The 25,438-nt window shown below is 71.3% G+C and carries 17 protein-coding genes and 1 tRNA gene; 15 read left to right on the top strand and 3 right to left on the bottom strand.

Translation table 11 applies throughout. The features are described 5' to 3' along the window. Positions 1-170 precede the first annotated feature (170 nt). The 4 genes from BSZ37_RS00255 (at position 171) to glgA (ending at position 9,001) form a co-directional block, all read left to right on the top strand. Positions 171-2,285: an alpha-1,4-glucan--maltose-1-phosphate maltosyltransferase gene (locus tag BSZ37_RS00255; protein ID WP_095508616.1), complete on the top strand. Its 2,115-nt coding sequence runs from the start codon at positions 171-173 to the stop codon at positions 2,283-2,285. 130 nt (positions 2,286-2,415) lie between these two features. Continuing rightward, entirely contained in the window at positions 2,416-5,754 is a 3,339-nt protein-coding gene (gene treS / locus BSZ37_RS00250; protein WP_095508615.1) for a maltose alpha-D-glucosyltransferase, read from the top strand. Between the two features lie 40 nt (positions 5,755-5,794). After that, positions 5,795-7,765, top strand: coding sequence for a 1,4-alpha-glucan branching protein GlgB (gene glgB / locus BSZ37_RS00245; protein ID WP_095508614.1), 1,971 nt, complete (start codon positions 5,795-5,797; stop codon positions 7,763-7,765). Between the two features lie 3 nt (positions 7,766-7,768). Beyond that, positions 7,769-9,001 (top strand): glycogen synthase, encoded by a 1,233-nt coding sequence (glgA, locus tag BSZ37_RS00240; RefSeq protein ID WP_095508613.1) that lies wholly within the window; start codon positions 7,769-7,771, stop codon positions 8,999-9,001. Between the two features lie 86 nt (positions 9,002-9,087). Here the strand turns inward: glgA and BSZ37_RS00235 are convergent, their stop codons facing one another. Together BSZ37_RS00235 and BSZ37_RS00230 are read right to left on the bottom strand one after the other, a co-directional pair. Beyond that, positions 9,088-9,510 carry a DUF2934 domain-containing protein gene (locus BSZ37_RS00235; protein ID WP_095508612.1) on the bottom strand — a complete coding sequence of 141 codons (423 nt, stop codon included), beginning with the start codon at positions 9,508-9,510 and terminating at the stop codon, positions 9,088-9,090. Between the two features lie 208 nt (positions 9,511-9,718). Continuing rightward, on the bottom strand, positions 9,719-12,526 hold the full coding sequence (locus BSZ37_RS00230) for a TonB-dependent receptor (protein WP_179299403.1): 2,808 nt from the start codon (positions 12,524-12,526) through the stop codon (positions 9,719-9,721). A gap of 172 nt (positions 12,527-12,698) precedes the next feature. Between BSZ37_RS00230 and BSZ37_RS00225 the strand changes: the two genes are divergently transcribed. Then, positions 12,699-13,286, top strand: coding sequence for a TetR/AcrR family transcriptional regulator (locus BSZ37_RS00225; protein ID WP_095508610.1), 588 nt, complete (start codon positions 12,699-12,701; stop codon positions 13,284-13,286). Between the two features lie 42 nt (positions 13,287-13,328). Here BSZ37_RS00225 and BSZ37_RS00220 read toward each other — a convergent pair whose 3' ends face one another. Continuing rightward, positions 13,329-14,663, bottom strand: a complete 1,335-nt coding sequence (locus BSZ37_RS00220; RefSeq protein ID WP_095508609.1) for a spinster family MFS transporter — start codon at positions 14,661-14,663, stop codon at positions 13,329-13,331. 208 nt (positions 14,664-14,871) lie between these two features. On the opposite strand from BSZ37_RS00220, the gene BSZ37_RS00215 reads away from it, so the two are divergent. The 10 genes from BSZ37_RS00215 to BSZ37_RS00175 all read left to right on the top strand — a co-directional run bounded on the left by BSZ37_RS00215 (position 14,872) and on the right by BSZ37_RS00175 (position 25,391). Further along, positions 14,872-15,642, top strand: coding sequence for a glucose 1-dehydrogenase (locus tag BSZ37_RS00215; RefSeq protein ID WP_095508608.1), 771 nt, complete (start codon positions 14,872-14,874; stop codon positions 15,640-15,642). A 241-nt stretch (positions 15,643-15,883) separates the two neighbouring features. Continuing rightward, complete coding sequence (locus BSZ37_RS00210; RefSeq protein WP_095508607.1) at positions 15,884-17,116, top strand: acyl-CoA dehydrogenase family protein; 1,233 nt, start codon at positions 15,884-15,886, stop codon at positions 17,114-17,116. Positions 17,117-17,120: 4 nt separating this feature from the next. Beyond that, positions 17,121-17,885, top strand: a complete 765-nt coding sequence (locus tag BSZ37_RS00205) for an SDR family NAD(P)-dependent oxidoreductase (protein WP_095508606.1) — start codon at positions 17,121-17,123, stop codon at positions 17,883-17,885. 193 nt (positions 17,886-18,078) lie between these two features. Then, a complete protein-coding gene (locus BSZ37_RS00200; protein WP_095508605.1) occupies positions 18,079-19,176 on the top strand; it encodes a phosphotransferase family protein in 1,098 nt (365 codons plus the stop codon). Positions 19,177-19,180: 4 nt separating this feature from the next. Then, complete coding sequence (locus tag BSZ37_RS00195; RefSeq protein ID WP_095508604.1) at positions 19,181-20,518, top strand: acyl-CoA dehydrogenase family protein; 1,338 nt, start codon at positions 19,181-19,183, stop codon at positions 20,516-20,518. A gap of 162 nt (positions 20,519-20,680) precedes the next feature. Then, on the top strand, positions 20,681-21,220 hold the full coding sequence (locus BSZ37_RS21330) for a hypothetical protein (RefSeq protein WP_143537519.1): 540 nt from the start codon (positions 20,681-20,683) through the stop codon (positions 21,218-21,220). Positions 21,221-21,642: 422 nt separating this feature from the next. Continuing rightward, entirely contained in the window at positions 21,643-22,965 is a 1,323-nt protein-coding gene (locus BSZ37_RS00190) for an O-acetylhomoserine aminocarboxypropyltransferase/cysteine synthase family protein (RefSeq protein ID WP_095508603.1), read from the top strand. Positions 22,966-23,047: 82 nt separating this feature from the next. Further along, positions 23,048-23,120: transfer RNA gene (locus tag BSZ37_RS00185), tRNA-Cys, on the top strand. Positions 23,121-23,162: 42 nt separating this feature from the next. Then, positions 23,163-24,272: a homoserine O-acetyltransferase MetX gene (gene metX, locus BSZ37_RS00180; RefSeq protein ID WP_095508602.1), complete on the top strand. Its 1,110-nt coding sequence runs from the start codon at positions 23,163-23,165 to the stop codon at positions 24,270-24,272. A 33-nt stretch (positions 24,273-24,305) separates the two neighbouring features. Further along, on the top strand, positions 24,306-25,391 hold the full coding sequence (locus tag BSZ37_RS00175) for a homoserine dehydrogenase family protein (RefSeq protein WP_095508601.1): 1,086 nt from the start codon (positions 24,306-24,308) through the stop codon (positions 25,389-25,391). Positions 25,392-25,438: the final 47 nt, after the last annotated feature.

Below are 25,438 nucleotides of genomic sequence, written 5' to 3'. Positions count from 1 at the left end.
GGGCGGTCGGGGAGGGGCGAGAAGCTAGACTCGTCGGATCCGGTGCCTCTCACCCTGGCGCGCAGTCCGGGTTCGCCCCGATGACGGCTTTCTCCACGGCTTCCCCCTCGCGCCGGACCCTTTGAGTGCCTCACCCGATTCAATACGGGCCCGTCTCCCGTCTCCCGTCTATGACCGCCCCCCACGCCGCCGCCACCGAGCGCGACGCGCTCCCCTGGCACGCTCCGTCACCCGCCCCGGACGAGTGGTCCCGCGTCGTCCTCGCCTCCGTCTCGCCCCGGATCGACGGCGGGCGCTGGCCCATCCAGCGGTCCGTCGGCGAGACCGTCGAGGTCGTCGCCGGCCTCATCGTCGACGGCCACGAGAAGATCGCGGCCGAGCTCCAGTGGCGGCACGAGGACGACGACGACGTCCACACGGCCCCGCTCCGGCTCCGCTACAACGACGAGTACGTCGGAAGCTTCCAGGTCGCCCGCCTCGGGCGGTACCGCTACAAGGTCCGCGCGTGGCTCGACGCGTTCGGGACGTGGCAGGACCAGTTCCGTCGCCGCGTCGAGGGCGGGGCCGAGAAGGCCGAACTCGACTCGGAGCTCCTCGACGGCGCGAGCCTGCTCGACCGGGCGGCCGGGAACGCCGCCGACGCCGACCGCCAGCGGCTCCTCCGCTACATCGACCGGTTCCGGACCGGCGACGCCGGCGCGGCGCTGGAGGACACCGTCGTCCAGCTCGCGCGCGACAACGACCCGGCGACGGGCGCCGTCGAGAGCGACTGGCTCGGCGTCCGTGTCGACCCCGAGCACGCCCGGTTCGCGGCGTGGTACGAGTTCTTCCCCCGCTCGGCTGCCGACCCCGACGAGGACGGCGAGCCGGTCCACGGCACGCTCGACGACGCGACCGAGCGGCTGGCGCGCGTCAAGGACCTCGGGTTCGACGTCGTGTACCTCCCGCCGGTCCACCCCATCGGGACCACGTTCCGCAAGGGGAAGGACAACGCGCCGACGGCGACGCCGGGCGAGCCCGGCAGCCCGTGGGCCATCGGCAGCCCCGACGGCGGGCACAAGGCCGTGGCGCCCGAGCTCGGCGGGATGGAGGCGTTCGAGCGGTTCGTCGCCGAGGCGGACCGACTCGGCCTCAAGGTGGCCCTCGACATCGCGTTCCAGACGTCGCCCGACCACCCGTACGTGACGGAGCACCCCGAGTGGTTCCGCCACCGCCCCGACGGCACGATCCGCTACGCCGAGAACCCGCCCAAAAAGTACCAAGACGTCTACCCGTTCGACTTCGAGACGGACGAGTGGCGCGCGCTGTGGGACGAGCTGAAGTCGGTGTTCGAGTTCTGGATCGACAAGGGCGTCCGCGTCTTCCGCGTCGACAACCCGCACACGAAGCCGTTCGCCTTCTGGGAGTGGTGCCTCGGCGAGCTGAGGGAGGCCCATCCCGATCTCGTCTTCCTCGCCGAGGCCTTCGCCAAGCCGAAGACGATGTACACGCTCGCCAAGCTCGGCTACAACAACTCGTACACCTACTTTACCTGGCGCAACACGAAGGACGAGCTCCGGGAGTACGGCGAGGAGCTGTTCCAGACGGAGATCGCCGAGTTTTACCGGCCCAACTTCTGGCCGAACACGCCGGACATCCTCACCGAGTACCTGGCCCACGGCGGGCGCCCGGCCCACACCGTCCGGTTCGTCCTCGCCGCCACGATGTCGTCGGCGTACGGGCTCTACGGGCCGCCCTTCGAGCACGTCGACGCCCGCCAACACCCCGCCCGCGAGGAGTACGAGGACAACGAGAAGTACGAGGTCCGGTCGTGGGACTGGGACGACCCGACGAGCCTCCAGCCGCTCATCAAGCGGGTCAACCGGATCCGCCGCGAGAACCCGGCGCTCCACCACATGCGGACGCTCCGGTTCTGCGACACCGACAACCCGATGCTCCTGGCCTACTGGAAGGAGGAGCCGGCGCGCGCGGGGGCGGCTGAGTCGCCGGCCGGCGCGAACGGGTCCGCCTCGGGCGCGGCGTCGGGGGAGCCGCGCAACCTCGTCCTGTGCGTCGTCAACCTCGACCCGTACCACCGCCAGGCGGGCTGGGTCTCGCTCCCGCTCGACGCCTGGGGGATGTCGTACGAACGGCCGTTCGAGGTCCACGACCTGCTCGGCGGCGAGCGGTACTACTGGCAGGGCGGCGGGGCCTACGTCGAGCTCGACCCCCACACGCTGCCGGCCCACGTCTTCCGCGTCGAGCGCCGGGCGCACACCGAGCGCGACTTCCCCTCTTTCGCCTAGCCGCGCGACGGCCCCGCGGCCCCGCCCGTCTCGGCCCTCCGGCTTCGCTCAAGGGAGCCGCCGAGGCGGGCGGAGTGGCCGGGCTCCCCGACGACTGTTTCTACGAATCCGACCGACCAACCCCTCCACCGTGCCCACCGACTTCCTGACGGACCCGCTCTGGTACAAGGACGCCGTCATCTACGAACTCCACGTCCGCTCCTTCTTCGACGCCAACGACGACGGCTACGGCGACTTCGCCGGCCTCCGCCAGAAGCTCCCGTACCTCGAGCGGCTCGGCGTCAACACGCTGTGGCTCCTCCCGTTTCTGGAGAGCCCGCTCAAGGACGACGGCTACGACACGGCCGACTACTACAAGGTGCTCCCGGTCCACGGCGCCCTCGACGACTTCAAGGCGTTCCTCGACGAGGCCCACGAGCGCGGGATGCGGGTGATCACCGAGCTCGTGCTGAACCACACCTCGGACCAGCACCCGTGGTTTCAGGAGGCCCGCGACCCCAGCTCGGACAAGCACGACTGGTACGTCTGGAGCGAGACGGCCGACAAGTACCAGGGCGTCCGGATCATCTTCACCGACACCGAGGTGTCGAACTGGAGTTGGGACCAGAAGGCGCAGAAGTACTACTGGCACCGGTTCTTCTCGCACCAGCCGGACCTGAACTACGACAACCCGGAGGTCCGCGAGACCATGAAGGAGGTCATGTTCTACTGGCTCGACATGGGCATCGACGGGCTCCGCCTCGACGCCGTCCCGTACCTCATCGAGCGCGAGGGGACGAGCTGCGAGAACCTCCCCGAGACCATCGACTACATCGTCGAGCTGCGGGAGGCCATCGAGGAGCGGTACGGGCCGGGCAAGGTGCTCCTCGCCGAGGCCAACCAGTGGCCCGAGGACACGCTGCCCTACTTCGCCGACGGGAAGGGCGTCCAGATGTCGTTCAACTTCCCCATCATGCCGCGGATGTACATGTCGCTGCGGCGCGAGAACCGGCGGCCGCTCGTGGAGATGCTCAAGCTCACCGAGGACATCCCCGAGGGCGCGCAGTGGGCGACGTTCCTCCGCAACCACGACGAGCTCACGCTCGAGATGGTGACCGACGAGGAGCGCGACTACATGGTCAACGAGTACGCCGCGGACCCCCGGTTCCGGATCAACGTCGGGATCCGGCGCCGGCTGGCGCCGCTGCTCGGCGGCGACCGCCGCCAGATCGAGCTGCTCAACGCGCTGTTGCTGTCGCTCCCCGGCAGCCCCGTCCTCTACTACGGCGACGAGATCGGGATGGGCGACGACCCGTTCCTCGGCGACCGCAACGGGGTCCGCACCCCGATGCAGTGGAGCCCGGACAAGAACGGCGGGTTCTCGCGGGCGCCGCACCACCGGCTGTTCATGCCGGCCATCTCGCGCGGCGCGTACTCGAACGAGTTCGTCAACGTCGAGGACGCCGAGGCCGACCCCCACTCGCTCCTCCACTTCACGCGGCGGATGCTGGCCAGCCGCCGGCACTACGCCCAGGCGTTCGGCCGCGGCACGATGCGCGTGCTGCCCATCGCCAACGAGGCCGTGCTCGCGTTCGTGAGGGAGCACGGGGACCAGAAGGTGCTCGTGGTCGCCAACCTGTCGCGGTTCGCGCAGTCGGCGTTCCTGCCGCCGGACCTCGGGTTGGAGGGGCTGTCGCCGGTCGAGCTCTTCAGCCGGGCGCCGTTCCCGGTCATCGGCGAGAGCCCGTACCACCTGCCGCTGGCGCCGTACCAGTTCTTCTGGTTCGCCCTCGTCCCCGAGGCGGAGGCGACCGCGCCGCCGCCGTCGGCCGCCTACGGCGCGTCGCCGCCGCCGCCGCACCCGGTCGAGGCCGAGCGCGGCGAGATCCCCAAGCTCCGCGTGCCCGAGGGGCTCCAGAACCTCCTCGTCAAGACGCTCGCCTCGGGCGGCGGGATGGAGAAGCTGGAGGCCATCCTCCCCGACTTCCTCAAGGGCCAGCGGTGGTTCGCGGGGAAGGCCGACGGCGCCGGGCGCGTCCACGTCGTCGACGCCGTCCGCATCCAGACGAAGCCGCGGCCGGTCTACCTCTCGCTCCTCCACGTCGAAACCGGCGACCGGACCGACCGCTACCTCTTCCCGCTCACGACGGTCTCGCGCGAGGAGGCCGACGAGGTCCTCGACGACCGGCCCCACGCGGCCGTCGCCTGGATCGACGGGCCGAAGGGCCGGACGCTCCTGATCGACGCGACGACGCTGCCCGACGCGTGGGTGGCCCTGTTCGACTGGTGGCGCTCGGGCAAGTCGGCGCGCTCGCTCCACGGGCTCTACACCGGCGACGTGGCGGAGGCGCTCCGGGGCACGAGGGCCGTGGAGGCCATGCCGATCACGGGCGAGCAGAGCAACTCGTCCGCGATCGTGACGACGGAGGACGGCGAGACGCTCTTCCTCAAGCTGTACCGCCGCCTCGACGTCGGCCCGAACCCGGAGGTCGAGCTGCTCGGCCAGCTCACCGAGGCCGGCTTCCGGTTCGCGCCTCGTCTCCTCGGTACGGCCGCCTTCCGGCACGGCGACGACGTCTTCGCGACCGGCATCGTCCAGGAGGCGCTCGCCGACGTCGAGCGCGACGGGTGGGCGTACGCCGTCGAGCGCGTCGACCAGTTCTACGACCGCGTCGAGGACCTCGCGCCGCCCGACAACGTCGCGCGGGCCGGGGCCGGGGAGGTGCCGGGGTGGTTCGAGGACCTCGCCCCGGCGCTCCTCGAGCTCACGCGCACGCTCGGCGTGCGGACGGCCGAGATGCACCTCGCGCTCGCCGAGGCCGAGGCCCCCGACCTCCGGCCCGAGCCCGGCGCGCCCGACGACACGGACACGCTCGTCGCCCGCGTCCGGCGCGAGGCCGACGAGACGCGCGCCATGCTCCAGGCCGCCGACGGCGTCGAGAGCTCGCTGGCAGACGCCGACTGGGACGCCGCCTTCGCCCGCCTCGACGCGCTCGCCGGCACGGAGGCCGTCCGCCAGACGATCCGCGTCCACGGCGACTACCACCTCGGGCAGACGCTCGTGGCCGGCGGCGAGCTCTACCTCCTCGACTTCGAGGGCGAGCCGGCCCGCCCGGCCGAGGAGCGGCGCCAGCGCGACTACGCGCTCCGCGACGTGGCCGGCATGCTCCGCTCGTTCGCCTACGCCGTCTACGCGCCCCTCGCCGACTTCGACGACGAGAGCGGCGACCTCGCGCGGTGGGCGGCGGCGCTCCTCCGTGCCTGCGAGGCGTCGTTCCTCGACGCCTACCTCCGCACGGCCGAGGACGCCGACTTCCTCCTCCCGCGCGGCGTCCGCCGCCCGTTCCTCTGGGCGTACCTCCTCGACAAGGCCCTCTACGAGGTCCGCTACGAGCTCGGCAGCCGGCCCGACTGGGCCTGGATCCCGCTCCGCGGCCTCGCCGACCTCCTCCGCGAGCCGGCCGAGGCGGGCGAGCCCGCGCCCGCCTAGCGCCGCGCCTCCTCCTCTCTGATTCTCCGCCCCTCTCTGTATGCCCACGCTCGACACGACCGCCCTCCACCGCTGGCGCGACGGCCAGTTCACCGACAGCTACACCCACCTCGGCGCCCACGCCGAGGGGGACGGCACCCGGTTCACCGTCTGGGCCCCCCACGCCGACGCCGTCGCCGTCGTGGGCGACTTCAACGGCTGGAGCCCGGACGCGAACGCGCTCGAGCGCGCCGGCGAGGGGCTGTGGAGCGGGCTCGTGGCCGACGCCGCGCCGGGCGCGCGCTACAAGTACCGCATCCAGCACGGCGGCGGGGCCTTCGACAAGACGGACCCCTACGCCTTCCAGATCGAGCCCCCGGCGGAGGGCGGGAGCACGGCGGAGGGCCTGGCGAGCGTCGTCACGGATCTGAGCTACGACTGGGGCGACAGCGACTGGATGGGCTCGCGCGAGGGCCCCGGCTCGTTTCAGCAGCCCGTCTCGATCTACGAGGTCCACCTCGGGTCGTGGCGGCACAAGGGGCACGGCGAGAGTTTGTCGTACCGCGAGATCGCCGAGCCGCTGGCGGACCACGTCGAGGCGCTCGGGTTCACGCACGTCGAGCTGCTCCCGGTGATGGAGCACGCCTACTACGGCTCGTGGGGCTACCAGACGCTCGGCTACTTCGCCCCGACGTTCCGCTACGGCTCGCCGGAGGACTTCATGTTCTTGGTCGACACGCTCCACCAGCGGGGCATCGGCGTGATCCTCGACTGGGCGCCGGCCCACTTCGCGACGGACCCCCAGGGGCTCAGCCACTTCGACGGGACGCCCCTTTATGAGCCCCACGACGAGCGGATGCGGACGCACCCCGACTGGGGGACCTACGTGTTCGACTACGGCAAGCCGGGCGTCCAAAACTTCCTGCTCTCGTCGGCCCGGTTCTGGCTCGACCGGTACCACGTCGACGGGATCCGCGTCGACGCCGTGGCCTCGATGCTCTACCTCGACTACAGCCGCGACGAGTACACGCCGAACGAGCACGGCGGGCGCGAGAACCTCCACGCGATCCGGTTCCTCCAACGGCTCAACACGGAGGCCTACGCCCACCACCCCGAGGTGATGATGATCGCCGAGGAGTCGACGGCGTGGCCGGGCGTCTCGCAGCCTGTCTACACCGGCGGCCTCGGGTTCCTCTACAAGTGGAACATGGGCTGGATGCACGACACGCTCACGTTCTTCAGCGAGGACCCCGTCCACCGGAAGTACTACCACAACGACCTCACCTTCCCGCTCCACTACGCGTTCTCGGAGCACTTCTGCCTCCCGCTCTCGCACGACGAGGTGGTCCACGGGAAGGGCTCGCTGTGGGGCAAGATGCCCGGCGACGACTGGCAGAAGGCGGCCAACCTCCGGCTGCTCTACGGCCACATGGTCGGGCACCCGGGCAAGAAGCTCCTCTTCATGGGCCAGGAGTTCGGCCAGCGCGGTGAGTGGACGCACGACCACCCGCTCGACTGGCACTCGGCCGAGGGCGGCCTCCACGCCGGCGTCCAGCGGTGGACGCAGGATGTGTTCTCGCTCTACCGCGAGCACCCGGCGCTCCACGACGACGAGCCGAAGGGGTTCGAGTGGATCGACTTCGGCGACCGCGACAACAGCGTCGTGAGCTACCTCCGCAAGGGGGAGGATGGGAAGACGCTCCTGTTCGTCCTCAACGCCACGCCGGTCGTCCGCGACAACTACCGCGTGGGCGTGCCCCGCGACGGCGTCTGGACGGAGCGGCTGAATTCGGACGCCGAGACGTACGGCGGGAGCGGCGTCGGCAACCACGGCGAGGTCGAGACGACGCCGGTGCCGTACCACGGGCGCCCGGCGTCGCTCGTCCTCACGCTGCCCCCGTTGGCGGCCCTCGTGCTCGAACTCCAAAACGAGCCGAAGGCGACGGGAGCGACGACGCGCGCGACCTCCGCCCAGAAGGCGACCCGCAAGACCCCGAAGGGCGCGAAGGCGTCCGCCAGCCGGAAGGCCTAGCCCATGCACATCGTCCAGCTCACGAACGAGTACCCGCCCCACATCTACGGCGGCGCGGGCGTCCACATCGAGTACCTCACGCGCGAGCTCGTCCGCCTCGACGGCGGCGCGCACCGGGTCGACGTGATCGCCTTCGGCGACCAGCGCGTCGGGGCGGGCAACCTCACGGTCCACGGGGTCGAGCCGCCGGCCCAGATCCCGGCGCAGGACCCGCGCCACGCGAAGCTGCTCGACACGCTCGGGCGCGACCTCGTCATGGCCGGGCGCGTGCCCGAGGGCGCCGAGATCGTCCACGGGCACACGTGGTACAGCCACCTCGCGGGGTGCCTCGCGGCGAAGCTGGCCGGCGCCCGGCTCGTCCTCACGACGCACTCGCTCGAGCCGCACCGCCCCTGGAAGCGCGAGCAGCTCGGGACGGCCTACGACGCGACGACGTGGATCGAGCGGACCGCCTACCGCTCGGCCGACGGCGTCGTCGCCGTCTCCGACGCCATGAGGGACGACGTCGTGGAGCTCTACGGCGTCGACCCGGGCCGCGTCGAGGTCATCCCCAACGGGATCGACCCGGACGAGTACCGGCCCGTCGATCAGCCCGACCTCCTCCGCCAGCACGGCGTGGACCCCGACCGGCCGTTCGTCCTGTTCGTCGGGCGGATCACGCGCCAGAAGGGGATCGTCCACCTCGTCCGCGCGCTCCCGCACCTCCCGCCCGACACGCAAGTGGTGCTGGCGGCCGGCGCGCCCGACACGCCCGAGATCGCGGCTGAGATGCGCGAGGCGGTCGCCGCCGCCCGCGCCGAGGCGTCGGGCCCGATCGTGTGGATCGAGGAGATGCTCCCGCGCGAGACCGCCATCGCGCTCTACAGCCACGCGGCCGTGTTCGTGTGCCCGTCGGTCTACGAGCCGTTCGGGATCATCAACCTGGAGGCGATGGCGTGTGAGACGCCCGTCGTGGCGAGCGCCGTCGGCGGCATCCCCGGCATCGTGGTCGAGGGCGAGACGGGCACGCTCGTCCCCATCGAGACGGTCGAGGGCGGCGTCGAGCCCCAGAGCCCGGACCGCTTCGCGCGGGACCTCGCAGAGGCGACGGCTGCGATCCTCGCCGACCCGGACCGCCAGCGGGCCATGGGCCGGGCCGGGCGCCAGCGCGTGGTCGACCACTTCTCGTGGGCGGCCGTCGCGCGGCAGACGCTCGCGTTCTACCAGCGGGTGCTCGACGGTCCGCCCGCCGGCTGACCGCTGGCGGGACGTCTGCAAACGGGACCCGGGGCGCCACCTCTGCGGATGGCGCCCCGGTCATATTCGGCCTTTGGCCGTCCGGGTTAGGACGTGCCCTTGATCTCCTTCTCGGCCTGGAGCCAGTCCTCGTGGTGGTAGCCGTGCTTGCCACCCCGGGCCTCGAACAGCTCGTAGGCCCGCTTGGAGATACGCTCGTCAGCTGAAAGCTCCGAGTCGGCCTTCGCCGTCGACTTTTTGGAGGTCGTCTTCTTCGCGGTCGTTTTATTGGGGGCCGACTTCTTGGCCGTCGTCTTCTTCGCCGTCGACGTCGTGGCCTCCGACTCCGTCGAGCCCGCGGCCTTCTTGGCCGTCGATTTCGCGGGAGCCTTCTTGGCCGTCGACTTTTTGGTCGAGCCGGCGGCCTTCGTCGAGGCTCGCTTCGACGTCTTGGTCTCGGCCGGCGTGGCCTCGGTGGCCTCGTCCTTCGGGGCGTCAGTGGAGGCGGTCGATTTGCGTGGGGGGGCCATGATGGGGTAGGGAGAAGTGCAACGGGAGCGAGAGCCCTCCCCCTGAGTACGTCTGCGGGCCCCGTGGGGTCCGCTTCCCTCCACCCCGCTTGACGAGGCCGCGCTGGACGGAGCGAGGGGGGCCTCGTCCTGCCCCGCTCCACCGCCGCGGGGTGCCGTGCCCGACCGGCTCCCCCCGCCTCGGCGCCGAGGCGGGGGGAGCCGGCGGCTAGGGGTTGTAGCGGAGGCCGGCGTAGAGGATGCGCCCCATCGGGGCCGCCCCGTAGGCCGAGAGGTTGTCGGCGTCAGTCAGGTTCGTGCCGCCGGCCAGCAGCGTCACGCCGAACGTCGGGACGTCGTAGCTGGCCTGGACGTCGAGGACGCCGTGGCTCTCGATCGTCCCCTCCGCGAAGGGCATGGCGTAGTCGTAGGTGTCGACCCAGCGGTAGTTGACGCCGTAGCCGAGCGCCGGCCCGATCTGCCCGCTCGCGCCCACGTTCACCTTGTGCTCCGGCGTGTTGAACCCGAGGATGAGGTCGTCGACCTCCTCGATGTCGCTCCAGGTGTAGTTGACGGTCGGGATGAACGCGCGATCGACGCGGTACTCGAGGCTGGCGAGAAAGCCCTGCGTGGTGACCTCCTGGTCGGCGTTGGTCCAGACCTGGAGGAGCCGCGTCCGGTTGGCGTACGCCGGGTCGGAGGGCGCCGGCGGGGCCGCGAGCTCGGCCGGGTTCGGCGTGTCGCCCGTCTCGCGGCCGAAGAACCGGCGCGTCCCGATAAAGTCGGTGTAGAGGCTCCGGTAGTAGCTGAGGTCGGCGAAGAGGTCGCCGAGGAGGCCCTTGTAGCCGACCTCGAACGAGTCCATCTGCTCGACCGTCAGCGGGTCGATCGTGATCGGGCCGCCGACGGGGCCGGTCGCGGCCGTCGGCGTGAACGCGAGCCCCTCGTAGCCGTCGCCGATGTTGCCGAGCAGGAGGAGCGAGCCGACGTCGAGCGAGATGAACTGGTCGAGCTGGGCCGGCTGGCGGAACGCGCGCGACACGCTCGCCCGGAGGTTGTGCCGGTCGGCCGGGCCGAACGAGTAGACGGCCGAGGCGCGCGGCGAGAACCGGGCGTCGAAGTTCTCGAACGCGTCGACGCGGCCGACGGCCGAGAGGTCGAGCGCGTCGTCGAGGAGGCTCGCCCGGAGCTGGAGGTAGCCGCCGAAGTCGTAGTTCGAGATGTCGTCGCGCGTCTCGCGCGTGCACGTCCCGCCGGAGCAGACGAGCGGCGAGTTCGGCCCGTCGGAGTAGAGCGTCCCCTGCGAGTTGAGCGCGTACTGCCGGACGTTGGCGCCGACCGACGCGCCGATCCCGCCGAGGTCGAAGCGGTACTGCCCGTCGAGGTTGTAGATCTGGCCGTCGGACTTGAACGTCGGGCTCGACCCGGGCGTCTCGTTGGCCAGCGTGAGGTCGCGGGCCGCGTCGAAGCGCGGGTCGCCGAGGGTGGGGTAGATCCCGGACGTGGCGGCGGCCGCGGCGGCGTAGGCGTCTGCGACGGAGGCGCCCTGCTGGCGGGCCCCGGCGAACGTCGCGGCGTAGACCTGGCCGTAGCGCTCGGCGTAGATCAGCGGGCGCGTGCCGCCGGCCCCGTTCGGGACCATGATCATCTCGCCCGTGTCGGGGTCCTGGTAAGGGGCCCGGTTCATGAACGAGCCGAGGAAGCCGAGGTCGTAGGTGTTGCCCGGCTCGGAGTCGTTGGCGAAGGCACGGATGGCCCAGTCGGTCCCCTCGAGGGTGGCCCCCACCCGCCGCGAGCCGACGCCGTCGAAGGCGTAGCGGTTCGAGCTCTGGTAGATCCCGTTGCCGTCGGCGTAGGCCCCGACGATCGAGGCCTTGACGTCGTCGGCGAGGAGCACGCTCAGCTCGCCGGCGACCCGGGCCGCCATGGCGCGGTAGTCGCCGAGGACGAGGTCGCCCTCCGAGAACCCCGGGGTGTAGACGTTGCCCTCGAGCCCGAGCGCGCCGATCGTCAGCCCGCAGCCGCCGGCGGCCGGCACGAGGCACGTGTTGGGCGTGACGACGGCCACCTCGCCGTAGCGGTTGACGAGGTCGGCACCGCGGGGGTCGGTCGCGCTCCGGAGCGCGCCGCCGTCGAAGTTGCCCGGGATCGTCGTAAGCGTCGAGTAGTTGGCCGAGATGAAGTCGTCGGCCTCGAAGTACGACCCGACGACCTTGTACGCGAACCGGTCGCCGACGCGCTGCGCCCAGCGGCCCTGCGCCTCCATCATCCCGCGCTCACCGCCGCGCGCCGTCACGGAGAGGCCCTGGTCCTGGAACGGGTCGCGCGACTGGAACAGGACGACGCCGTTGAACGCGTTGGCGCCGTAGAGCGCCGAGTTGGCGCCGTACACGATCTCGACGCCGGCCAGGTCGATCTCGGGGAGGCCGCCGAGGTTGCCGACGTAGAGCGAGAGCGTCGGGTCGACGAAGTCGAACCCGTCGACGAGTTGGATGAGCCGCTCGGACTTGGCCGAGTTGAACCCGCGCGTCGAGAGGCTCGAAATGAGCATCGACGACCGGCTCACGTCGACGCCCTTGAGCCGGTCGAGACTCGCGATGACCTCAGTGGACGGCCGCTGCTGGAGCTGGGCCATGCTCACCCGTTCGACCGTGACCGGCGCCTCGAGGATGCTCTCCTCGACCCGCGAGGCCGACACGACGACGTCCCCGCCGGAGAGGACGTCGGGCTCAAGCGAGACGGCGAGGCTACTGGTAGGCCCAGGCACCTCGACGCGCCGCGTCTGGTAGCCGGTGAACGAGAACACGAGCGTCCGCGCGCCCCGGTCGAACGAGACGTCGAGGCCGAACCGGCCGTCGGCGTCGGTCGCCTGGCCGACGTACGTGCCGTCGAGGACGACGTTGACGCCGGGGAGCGGCGCGCCGCCCTCGCCGGTGACGACGCCGGAGACCGTCTGGGCGAGCGCGGCCGGGCTGGCGAGGAGCGCGACGAGCGCGGCGGCGCCGAGGAGGCGGGCGAGGGGGAAGCGGATGGGCATCGGGGGGAAGGCAGGCGGCGGGGACCGTGAACGGTGTTCATGAACACCGTTCACCAAATACGTCTGGAAGCGCTTCGATGTCAAGACTCCGTGGAGGATCGTCTCGCGCGGCGACCCTCGGCGTTGTATCTCTCGTGATCGTCTCCAGTCTCCAGACCCGGCTCGTCCGCCCATGGCCGTCGCCTCCGTCGACCTCCGCCGCTCGATCCTCGACGCCGCCCAGGCCGGCGTCTCGGAGCACGGCTACGCGAACCTCTCGATGCGCCAGATCGCCCGCTCCGTCGGGTGCAGCGTCGGGACGCTCTACCTCTACTTCGCCAACAAGGACGCGCTGTACTCGGCGCTGGTCGACGAGGCGGTGGTCCACCTCGTCGGCGCGTACGGGCCGGCGCACGACATCACGGACCCCGTCGAGCGGCTCGAGGCGTTTTGCCGCTCGTACGTCCGGTTCGCCATGACGTACCCGGAGCAGTACAAGGTGATGTACCTCGAGCTGAACCTCGACCCGGCCTCCGTCCCCGAGGCCTATCGCCGCGCCCGCAAGCCGCTCGACGACACGGCCACCGCCCTCGCCGAGGCCGACGCCCAGGGCCTCCTCCGCGTGCCGAACCCGAAGGAAGGCGCCCTCTTCGTGTGGGCCGCACTCCACGGGATGCTCTCGCTCGTCCTCGCCCGCCAGGTCGACCCGAAGGCGGACCCCGACTGGCTCATCGACCTGACGATCCGCCACCTTATCGACAGCTTCCGCCTGCCGGAGTAGGCCCGCCTCGGTGAGTCCTCGCGACGACCGAGGCGGGACGGGTCACGACTCGGTGGAGACGTCGCCGGCCAGCTGGCGCTCCATCCGGGCGGCGTCGGCGTCGAAGCTCCGCGAGGCGAAGAAGACGAACGCGGCCGTGAGCGCGAGCGCGACGGGGATGAGATACATGGCGTCGTGGAGGCCGACCGCGCGGAATCCGCCGTCGAGGGCCGTCGCGCCGCCCGCCGTCATCGCGCGCTGGGCGAGCGCGTCGGACAGCCCGCCGACGACGACGGGCCCGAACGCGCCGCCCAGCAGGTACATCCCGGCGAAGTAGAGGGCCACGGCGGTCGCCCGGAGCCGCGGCGCGACGACGTCCTGGATGGCGGGGTAGACGCTCGTGTAGTAAGCGTACTGCGCCAGCCACCCGAGCCCGAACAGGGCGGCGAAGAGCGCCACCGACCCGTCGCCGGTCGCGAGCGCCGCCGCCGTGGCGAGAGCCGCGACGACGAGGCTCGCGGCGCCGTAGACCAGCCGCCCGCTCGGCTTCCGCGCGTAGATCCGGTCGGCCACCGACCCGCCGACCGTCAGCCCGATCAGGCCGGTGACGCCGACGATGAGCCCGGTCGTGATGGCCGCGGCCGTGAGCTCCAGCCCGAAGTAGCGCTGGATCATCGGGACAAGGAACCCATTGCCGGCGTAGGCCGCGAAGTTGATCGTGATGCCCGACAGGATGATCCACAGAATAGTCCGCGTCGTGAGCACGCGGCGGACGGGCCGGTCCACCTCGGCGCCCGCGCTCCGGACCTTCTCGCTGGCGCCGCGCTCGGGCTCGCGGATAAGGAACAGGAACGCGGCCAGGACGAACCCGGGCACGGCGGCGACCACGAACGCCGCCCGCCAGTCGCCGAACGCCGCGACGATGGGGCCGACGGAGAAGAAGGCCAGGAGGAGCCCCAGCGGCAGCCCCAGCATGAACAGCCCGAGCGCGCGCGACCGCTTCTCGGCGGGGAAGAGGTCGCCGATGAGTGCGTTCGAGGCCGGCGCGTAGCTCGCCTCGCCCACGCCGACGCCCATCCGGGCCACGAGGAACGAGCCGAAGTTCCAGGCCGCCGCGTTCGCCGCCGTGAACCCGCTCCACACGATGAGCCCCCAGCCCATGATCTTCGTGCGCGAGCCGCGGTCGGCCAGCCGCCCGAGCGGGAGCCCGGCGATGGCGTAGACGAGCGTGAACGCGGCCCCGATGAGGCCGAGCTGGAGGTCGCTCAGGCCCCACTCCAGGCGGATCGGCTCGTTGAGGATGGCCGGGATCGTCCGGTCGAAAAAGTTGAGCAGGTTGGCCAGGAACAGGAGGAGCAGGACGCGCCGCGGGTTCGTCGTCGGGGAGGCCTCGGGCATGGGCGGGAGTGCCGGGTGAACGGCGTTCAGTCTACGCGTCTCGACCTCGCCGTCCAACTCGGCGCTCCGGTCACGCCCGGCGTCGGGCGGTTGCGGGGTGGGGGAGCCAGTGCTATCCTGAACGGCGTTCAGTTCGGCACTGCCCCCCCGTCCGTGCGGATCTCCGACGGCCCGTCCCGGTGAGAGGCGCCCCTCCTTCCGATCTCCGATGGCCGACCTCCCCGACTCCTTCCGGCTCGACGGTCGCGTCGCTCTCGTGACCGGCGCCTCCAAGGGCATCGGCGAGGCGATGGCCCGCGCGCTCGCCGAGGCCGGCGCCCACGTCATCGTGACCAGCCGTCGGCAGGAGTCGGTCGAGGCCGTCGCCGCGTCGATTCGTGAGGCGGGGGGGCAGGCGACGGGACGCGCGCTCCACGTCGGCCGCCTCGACGAGCTGGCGGACGCGGTCGGCGCCATCGCCGAGGAGGCCGGGGGGCTCCACGTCTTGGTCAACAACGCGGCGGCGAACCCGGTCTACGGGCCGGTCGAGGACACCGACGAGGCGGCCTACGACAAGATCATGGACGTCAACGTGAAGGGGCCGTTCCTGCTCTCACAGGCGGCGTTGCCATACTTGAAGAAAGACGGCGGGACGATCGTCAACGTGTCGTCGATCGGGGGCGTGAAGCCCGAGACCGGGCTCGGGATCTACAGCGTCTCGAAGGCCGCGCTCCTCTCGCTCACCGAGGTGATGGGGAAGGAGTGGGGCCGGCATGGCGTCCGCGCCAACGCGATCTGCCCGGGGCTTATCCAGACGAAGTTCAGCGAGGCCCTCTGGGCGGATGAGAAGACCCGCGACCGGTTCACGCGCCACCTCCCGGCGGGGCGGATCGGTCAGCCCGAGGACCTCGCCGGGCTCACCGTCTTCCTCGCCTCCGACGCCTCGGCCTACTGCACCGGCGCCGTGTTCACGGCCGACGGCGGCTACCTCGTCGCGTGATGCCCGCCGCCACCCCGCGCCGTCTCCGCCGCGCCGGCGGAATGCGCCCGCTCGCCCAAGGAGATGGAGCAGAAACGCCCCGAGGGTGTCATCCTGAGCGGAGCGCGCAGCCCGGAGTCGAAGGATCTCGGGTCCTCGCCGCCACGCTCGTCGTGGGCGAGCCGCGTGACGCTGACGAGATCCTTCGCTTCGCTCAGGATGACAAGAGGGGGGAGAGGCCGACGACCGACCGCCTGATTCCATGAACAACACGCCCTCCTCCGACTCCGCCCGCCTCGACGCCATCCTCGACCGGGTCCACAGCTTCGTCGATGCGGAGCTGGTGCCGCTCGAAGGGCTCCTGCTCGCCGGCGACTTCGACGCGCTGATTCCGGCGATGGAGGAGAAGCGGGCCCAGGTCCGCGACCTCGGCCTGTGGAACCCGCACCTGTCGTCCGACCACGGCGGCCTCGGGCTAGGGCTCGACGGGTTCGGCCGCGTGAGCGAGGCGCTGGGGCGGAGCCCGCTCGGCCACTACGCCTTCAACTGCCAAGCGCCCGACGCCGGCAACATGGAGCTCCTGCTCACGCACGCCGACGGCCGCCAGCGCGGGCTGTTCTTGGAGCCGCTCCTCCGCGGCGACGTCCGCTCGTGCTTCGGGATGACGGAGCCCGAGCACGCCGGCTCGAACCCGACCGTGATGTCCACGACGGCGCGAAGGGAGGGCGACGACTGGGTGCTCGACGGCCACAAGTGGTTCACGACGGCCTTCGACGGCGCGGCCTTCTGCATTGTCATGGCCGTGACCGACCCCGACGCCGAGAACCGCTACGCGCGGGCGTCCATGGTGATCGTGCCGACCGACGCCGACGGCGTCCAGCACGTCCGCAAGCTGCCGGTGATGGGCGCCGAGGGCGCCGGGTGGTTTTCCCATTCGGAGATCCGCCTGACCGGCGTCCGCGTGCCGGCGGAGAACCTGCTCGGGCCGCGGGGCGGCGGCTTTCTGCTCGCGCAGGAGCGGCTGGGGCCGGGTCGGATCCACCACTGCATGCGGTGGCTCGGCATCTGCGAGCGCGCGTTCGACCTCATGTGCGACTACGCCGGCTCGCGCGAGCTGGCGCCCGGCCGGTCGCTGGCGACGCGCGAGATGGTCCAGACGTGGATCGCCGAGAGCCGCGCCGAGATCGACGCGGCCCGGCTCTACGTGCTCGACACGGCCCGTCGCATCGCCGAGGCGGACTCCATCGTGGAGGGCCAGAAGGCCGCGCGGGTCCAGGTCTCGGCCATCAAGTTTTTCGTGGCCGGCGTGCTCCAGCGCGTGCTCGACCGGGCGCTCCAGACCCACGGCGGGCTGGGGATGCTCGACGACACGCCCATCGCCTTCTGGGCCCGCCACGAGCGCGCCGCCCGCATCTACGACGGGCCCGACGAAGTCCACAAATCGGTGGTCGCGCGCGAGGAGTTGAAGGCGCGCGGCTACTCCATCAAGCGCTGATCCCATGCCCGACCCTCGGTTCGAAGACACCGTCGCCGTCGTCACCGGCGCCGCCAGCGGCATCGGCCGCGAGACGGCGCTGCAGTTCGCCCGCGAGGGCGCCCGCGTCGTCGTCGCCGACGTGAACGAGGGCGGCGGGGCCGAGACGGTCCGCCTCGTGGCCGAGGCGGGCGGAGCCGCGGTGTTCGAGCGTTGCGACGTGTCGGACGCCGGCGAGGTCGCGGCGCTCGTCGACGGCGCGGTCGAGCATTGGGGGCGGATCGACGCCATGATCAACAACGCCGGCGTCGGCGGCCTCCGCGCGCCGACGGCCGACTACCCGGACCACGACTGGGAGAAGACGCTGGCCGTCAACGCCGGCGGCGTGTTCTACGGGACGAAACACGCGCTGCGACACATGGTGCCGGCGGGGCGGGGGAGCGTCGTCAACGTGGCGAGCGTGGCGGGCATCGCCGGGTTCGCGGGGTCGGTGGCGTACTGCGCCTCGAAGCACGCGGCCGTCGGCGTCACGCGGGCCGCGGCGCTGGAGGTGGCGCGGACGGGCGTGACGGTCAACGCCGTCTGCCCCGTGTTCACCGACACGCCGATGGTCGACGACATCAAGACCTACGACCCGAAGCTGGGCGACACGCTCGAACGGCGGATCCCGGTCGGTCGGCTGGGGACGGTCGCGGAGATCGCCGCGGCCATCCTCTACCTCTGCGGCCCCGACGCGCGGTTTCTCACCGGCCTCGCGCTCCCACTCGACGGCGGCATCACCGCGGCCTGATGGCGCTGATCCTCTTCCTCTGTCATCCTGAGCGGAGGCCGCGCAGCGGCCGGAGTCGGAGGATCTCCGTAGGGCACGGCGCCCGGGAGTCCTCGTGGGCGTGCTGCTCGCCGGAGATCCTTCGACTCGCTCCGCTCGCTCAGGACGACACGGGCTGGGGAGTCGTGCTGGGTCCTCCTCGCCTGATCGCCTGATGCCCGCCCTCGACCAGCCGACCGACGTCCGCGTCCCGCTCGATCGGGACGCGCTGGCGGCGTGGCTCCGCGACACGCTCGGCGCCGACGGCGACCTCGACGTCCGCCAGTTCCCGAGCGGGTTCTCGAACCTGACCTACCTCGTCACGGTCGGCGACCGCGAGATCGTGCTGCGGCGGCCGCCGCCGGGCGCGAACGTGACCGACGGGCACGACATGGGCCGCGAGGCCACGATCCTGGGGGCGCTTCACGGCCACGTACCGGTCCCCGAGCCCCTCGGCTACGAGGAGACCGGCGACGTCCTCGGCGCGCCGTTCTACGTGATGGAGCGCGTGGAGGGCGTCATCCTCCGCACGACGGACGACCCGATTGACGCCGGTGCCATGACCCGCGTCGCTGACGCGTTCGTCCGGACGTTCGCCGGCCTCCACGCGGTCGACCTCGAAGAGGTCGGGCTGGCGCACTTCGGGAAGCCCGAGGGCTACGTCCGCCGGCAGGTCGAGGGCTGGCGGCGGCGCTACGAGACGGCGAAGACGGACGCGATCCCCGACCTCGACGCGGCCTTCGTCTGGCTCGACGCGAACCAGCCGGGCGAGTCCGGCGCTGCCCTCATCCACAACGACTACAAGTACGACAACCTCGTCCTCGACCCCGCCCGCCTCGAGGAGCCGGCCGACGGAGTCACCGAGGCGGAGGGGGGCGGGCTGGTCCGTGCGATCCTCGACTGGGAACTGGCGACCGTCGGCGACCCGCTGATGGACCTCGGCTCGACGCTCGGCTACTGGGTCGAGCAGGGCGACAGCCCGGCGCTCAAGGCCCTCGCGCTCTCGCCGACGTGGTGGCCCGGCAACCCGACGCGCGACGACCTCGTGGCCCGCTACGCCGAAGCGACCGGCCGCGACGTCGGCGACGCCGTGGTCTACTACGTCTACGGGCTCGTCAAGCTGGCCGTCATCGCGCAGCAGATCTACGCACGCTGGACGGCCGGCCACGCGAAAGACCCCCGCTTCGAGCACCTGATCCACACCGTCCGCGCCTGCGGCGACGCCGCCGTGCGCGCCGTCGACCGCGGCCGGCTCTCGAATCTGTACGACTGATCCCATGAGCACGACCCTCATCGACGACGCCCTCGTCGAGCGCCTCTCCAAGAAGCTCGACGTCGAGACCGTTCTCCGGTTTTTGGACGCGATGCCCGAGGAGAAGCTCGCGAAGCTCCTCAGCGCGACCGCCGGCGGGAACGGGGCGAGCAAGAAGACGCGCGGGCCGAAGCCGCCGCCGGAGGATTTCTACGAGGTCTTCGAGCGGAGCCTGACCGACGACCAGCAGCACATCCGGAAGACCGTCCGGCGGTTCATGGTCGAGCAGGTCGAGCCGGTCGCCAACGACTACTGGGAGCGGGCCGAGATGCCGTTCGATCTCGTCGACCCCCTCGCGGCGACGCTCCGTGAGGCGCTCGGCGAGAACCCGGCGCAGCGCTACTGCACCGACCCCGTCGCCGCCGGCCTCGTCGGCCTAGAGATCCCGCGTGTGGACCCGTCGCTCGGCACGTTCCTCGGCGTGAGCTGGGGCCTCTGCATGGTGTCGATCTGGATGTTCGGGAGCGACGAGCAGAAGGAGCGGTGGATCGGTCCGCTGGAGCGGATGGAGGCGTTCGGCTCGTGGGCCCTCACCGAGCCCGCCCACGGCTCCGACGCGTCGCTCGGGCTGGAGACCACGGCCACGCGCGACGGCGACACGTGGACGCTCAACGGCGCCAAAAAGTGGTCCGGCAACGCCACCTTCGCCGACGTCACGGTGATCTGGGCGAAGTCGACGCACGAAGGCGAGGTCAAGGGCTTCCTCGTCGAGAAGGGCACGCCCGGCTTCCACGTCGAGAAGCTCCAGGGCAAGATCGCCAAGCGGGCCGTCCAGAACGTCGACATCCGGCTGGAGAACGTCGAGGTGCCCGAGGCCAACCGGCTCCCGGGCGTGGACTCGTTCCGCGACGTCTCGGCCCAGCTCGGCACGGCCCGGGCGGGCGTGGCGTGGGAGGCCTGCGGGATGGCGATGGGCCTCTACGAGCAGACGCACCGCTACTGCACCGAGCGCGTCCAGTTCGGCAAGCCGATCGCCAGCTTCCAGCTGGTGCAGGAAGGGCTCGTCCGGATGCTCGGCAACGCCGTCGCGCTGCAGGCCTTCATCCTCGCCCTCGCCGCCACCTACGACGACCCCAAGCAACTCCACGCGCGGGCCTCGCTCGCGAAGGTGTTCTGCGTCGACAAGATGCGGGAGTCGGCGAGCATCGGGCGCGGGCTCCTCGGCGGCAACGGGATCCTGCTGGAGCACCACGTCGCCCGCCTCTTCGCGGACGCCGAGGCCGTGTACTCGTACGAGGGGAGCCGCGAGATGAACGTGCTCATCACGGGTCGCGCCGTCACCGGGCTGTCGGCGTTCGTCTAGCCGCCTCCGCCTCGGCGACTCGGTCGGCGGACTCCCCGAGGCGGGGGAAAGGCTCGTAGTGCGGGAGTGACTCATGAGTGGCAGGCGATGTGGCTTGGCACTACCATCTCCCTTAACCCTCGCGCCGCAAGGCCAATTCTTGTTCTATAGCGTCTTCGCCCCATGGAGTTGAAAGCTCTCCGCAGCTTGGTCTTGGAGCACGCGGGATTCGACGTAATGAAGTCGAGCCAGTTCACGGAGGCATACGTCTGTCACCTCCTGGGCGCGCAACAGACCTCCGGCCACCACAAGGTGGATGGACTTCTGGGTGACATCCGGATCGAGATCAAACATGCGGTAGCTTTCGATGCTGAAACGCCTTATGGAACCAGGCGGCGCCTATGCTTCAGGTACCTCCAGGGTAAGGCCGGGAAGGATGCGGATGTCTATGTCATGGCTGGTTATGACAATGCCAAGTACCACTACCTCGTGATCCCAGCGGTACGACTTGGAGGGCGTAGGGACCTAGACTTTTTCCTGTTCGGCGCGAGCGGAGAGAAGTCTGAGAGATGGCAACCGTATGTGGTCCCTGAAGAGCATCTGCGGGAAGCTGTTCTGGTAGCCGCTCGATCGCCAACTGCTTACCATGGTTGGAAGAAGCCTGACCTTTTCGCCATTCGTACGGGAAGGGGGGAGACCGGTCTTAGGGGCAACGCCGTCTAGAGCTGCTCCATCGCCCGCCTCGGCGACTCGGCCCTCGGACTCCCCGAGGCGGGCGGAGTCGGTGGGGAGGGGAGGGCCGAAACCGGGAAAATGAGGGCGTGAGGACTCCGGAAGCGCTTTTTGTTTTCCAGGGACTTGCGCTCGCGGCGCAACGACCCACACCTTGTCTCGCAGACGGTCCCCCCGTCGACACCCACATTCTCGTGACCCGCTCCTCGCACATCATCACCGCTCCGGCCGCCATGCGCTGCATGGGGATGATGATTATGTGCTGTATGGCCCACACAGGCCAGGAGCGGTCGCGCCACGGGCGCCGGTAGACACCGGACGAGCCCCCTTCGCAACCCCCTCCTGGCCCGGCCGGGAGGGGGTTTTTGCGTTCCCCTCCGCGCCGCGGTCTCCAGACCCACACCCCCTCCGCCATGAGCGACCGCCCCCTCCACTTCGACACGCTCCAGCTCCACGCTGGGCAGACGCCCGACCCGACGACGAACGCCCGGGCCGTCCCCATCTACCAGACCACATCGTACACGTTCAACGACGCGAGCCACGCCGCGAAGCTGTTCGGGCTTGAGGAGTTCGGGAACATCTACACCCGAATTATGAACCCGACGACGGACGTGTTCGAGCAGCGGATCGCCGCGCTCGAAGGGGGCGCCGCCGCCCTCGCCGTCGCCTCGGGTCAGGCCGCGCACACGCTCGTGTTCACGACGATCGCCCAGGCCGGCGACAACATCGTGGCGAGCAGCAAGCTCTACGGCGGCACGTACAACCTCCTCAAGGTCTCGCTCAAGCGGCTCGGCATCGAGACCCGCTTCGTCGAGGGCGACGACGACTCGCCCGAGGCCTACAAGGCCCTCGCCGACGAGAACACGAAGGCCTTCTTCGCCGAGACGCTCGGCAACCCCGACCTCACGGTCCCCGACTTCCGTGGCCTCGCCGACGCCGCGCACGAGGTGGGCGTCCCGCTCGTCGTCGACAGCACGTTCGGCGCCGGCGGCTACTTCGTCCGCCCCATCGATCACGGCGTCGACATCGTGACGCACTCGGCGACGAAGTGGATCGGCGGGCACGGCACGTCGATCGGCGGGGTGATCGTGGACTCGGGCAACTTCGACTGGCGCAACGGCAAGTTCCCGCTCTTCACCGAGCCGAACGAGGCCTATCACGGGCTCGTGTTCTCGGACGTGTTCAACCCGGACTCGGACTTCGGCAACATCGCGTTCATCATCCGGGCGCGTGTCGAGGCGCTCCGCGACTTCGGCCCGGCGCTCTCGCCGTTCAACGCGTTCCAGCTGCTCCAGGGCGTCGAGACGCTCTCGCTGCGGGCCCAGCGCCACGCCGAGAACGCGAACAAGCTCGCCGCTTGGCTCGACGCGCACGACGCCGTCGAGTGGGTCTGGCACCCGTCCCTGGAGGGCCACCATTCGCACGAGCGGGCCAAGCACTACTTCCGCGAGGGGACGTTCGGCGCCGTCCTGAGCTTCGGCATCCGCGGCGGGAAGGAGGCCGGCCAGGCGTTCATCGAGGGCGTCGAGCTGGCGAGCCACCTCGCCAACGTCGGCGATGCCAAGACGCTCGTCATCCACCCCGCCTCCACCACCCACCAGCAGCTCTCCGACCGCGAGCAGCGCGAGTCCGGCGTGACGCCCGAGCTCGTCCGCGTCTCGGTCGGCCTCGAGCACATCGACGACATCCTCGCCGACTTCGAGCAGGCCTTTGCCAAGACACTCGTGACCGCCTAGGCCCCGGCCGGCACCGGTCGGCTCTGGGGCGCCGTCGGGTGAGGCGGCGCCCCAGAGCGAGCGACGGTCGGTTCGGCCCCCGGTCCGGGTGGCGAAGTGGCAAACGCGGCGGTCTGCAAAACCGCTACCCGCGGGTTCGATTCCCGCCCCGGACTCTCCTTCCCATGTCTGTCTCCACTCCTCTGACGCGCCCTCGAATGCCCTCTGCTGGTCGGGTGAGCGCCCCGCCGGCCGCCGGCGAGCTCCGGTCCGTCCGCCTCGGTCCGTTCACGACCGAGGCGGGCGTGCGCCTGCCCGACGTGACCGTCGCGTTCCGGACGTGGGGCGCGCTCGACGCCGCCGCGTCCAACGCGGCCGTCGTGTGCCACGCGCTTACGGGCGACTCCGACGCCGCGGCGTGGTGGCCCGGCCTCGTCGGCTCGGGCCGCCTCGTCGACCCCGAGCGCCAGTTCGTCGTGTGCGCCAACGCCCTCGGCTCGTGCTACGGGACGACGGGGCCCGGCACGCTCGACGCCGACGGGCGCCGCTTCGGAAGCCGTTTCCCGTCTGTCACGATCCGCGACCAGGCCCGGCTCCACGCGCGGCTCCTCAACCACCTTGGCGTGCGCGAGGTGGCCCTCGCCGTCGGCGCGTCGATGGGCGGGATGCAGGCGCTGGAGCTGGCGCTCGTCGACCGCGAGGCGGGGCCGGACCGCGTCCGGCGGCTCGTCCTCGTGGGGATGGGCGCGCAGCACGGGGCGTGGCAGATCGGGATCTCGGAGGCCCAGCGGATGGCGATCCGCGCCGACCCGCGCTGGCAGGGCGGCGACTTCCCTGCCGACAGTCCGCCCGAGGCGGGCCTGGCCGCGGCCCGCGCCATGGCCATGACGACGTACCGGAGCGCCGAGCTCTACGCCGAGCGGTTCGGCCGGACGCCGCACGAACCGCGTTTCGAGCCCACAGACCCGCGCTTCGCCGTCGAGAGCTACCTCCGCTACCAGGGCGCCAAGCTGGCCGGCCGGTTCGACGCCGGCGCCTACGTCCGCCTGACGGAGGCGATGGACACGCACGACGTCGGGCGCGGGGGGCAGCGCGTCGACGCCGCGACGGCGCTCGGCCGGCTCCGCGCCGACGCGCTCTGCGTCGGCATCTCATCCGACGTTCTCTACCCACCCGCCGAGACGCGCGCGCTCGCCGACCTGGTACCCGCCGGCCGCTACGCCGAGCTCGACTCGCCCTTCGGCCACGACGCCTTTCTCGTCGACTTCGACGCGCTCGACGCGCTCGTCCGCCCTTTCCTCGCCGACACCGGGTTCCTCGCGGCCTGACGTCGTCGGCGTGCGTTCTCTCCTCCCCGATTCATGTCTTCGCTCGCCCTCTGTCCGTCCCCCGAGCCTGCCAAACCGCTGAGCGTCTTCGTCGCCGGCGTCGGCACCGTCGGCGGGGCACTTCTGCGTCAGATCGCCGGCCTCGGCGGCGGCGCGCTCCGGCTCGTCGGCGCGTGCTCGCGTCGGCGGTCCGTGGTCGACTTCGACGGGCTCGACGCGGCCGCCCCCGGGCTCCAGCCGGTCCCGCCCGACTGGCCCGCGCTCGTCAACCGGCTGGCGGCGCACGCCGCCGGCACGCCGACCGTGTTCGTCGACGCGACCGGCGCGCCCGAGATCGCCGACCTCGTCGAAGGGCTGTTGGCGTCGGGCGTCAGCGTGGTCACGCCGTCGAAGCTGGCCAACACGCGGTCGCAGGGTTCGTACGACCGGCTCCGTCAGCTCAGCGCGTCCGGCGCCGTTCACTACCGCTACGAGACGACGGCCGGGGCCGGGCTCCCGGTCGTCCGCACCATCGAAGACCTCGTCGCGACGGGCGATCACGTCCGGTCCGTGCGGGGTGTCCTCTCCGGGACGATGACGTACCTGTTCGGGCAGATCGAGAAGGGCGCGCCGTTCTCGACGGCCGCGCGATGGGCCCACGAGCAGGGCTACTCCGAGCCCGACGTCCGCGACGACCTCTCGGGCGAGGACGTCGCGCGGAAGCTGCTCATCCTCGCGCGGTCGGCGGGGCTCCGGGTGGAGCGGAGCGACGTCGAGGTCGAGAGCCTCGTGCCGGACGAGGCGAAGCACGTGCCGGTCACGCTCGTGGCCGAGGCCCTCGCCGCGGCCGATGCCGCCTGGGCCGAGCGGGCCGCCGAGGCGGAGCGGGCCGGCCAGCGGCTCCGCTACGTCGCCGAGCTCCGGGCGGAGGGCGACGGCGCCCGCTTGAGCGTCGGCGCGCGGGCGGTGCCGGCGGAGTCGCCGCTCGGCCGCCTCTCCGAGGCCGACAACCTCGTCGAGATCGCGACGGACCGGTACGCCGTCTCGCCGCTCGTCGTCCAGGGCCCGGGGGCGGGCGCCGAGGTCACCGCCGCCGGCGTCCTCGCCGACGTGCTGGCGGTCGCGCGGGCCGTCCGGTAGCGTCGGCTCCGTCCGCCTCGGCGTCGAGGCGGGCGGGGTCGTTCCGC

The sequence above is a fragment of the Rubrivirga marina genome, assembly GCF_002283365.1.
Classification (GTDB): domain Bacteria; phylum Bacteroidota; class Rhodothermia; order Rhodothermales; family Rubricoccaceae; genus Rubrivirga; species Rubrivirga marina.
Note: the sequence above shows the minus strand (reverse complement) of the source record. Positions and strands in the feature narration are given on the sequence as shown.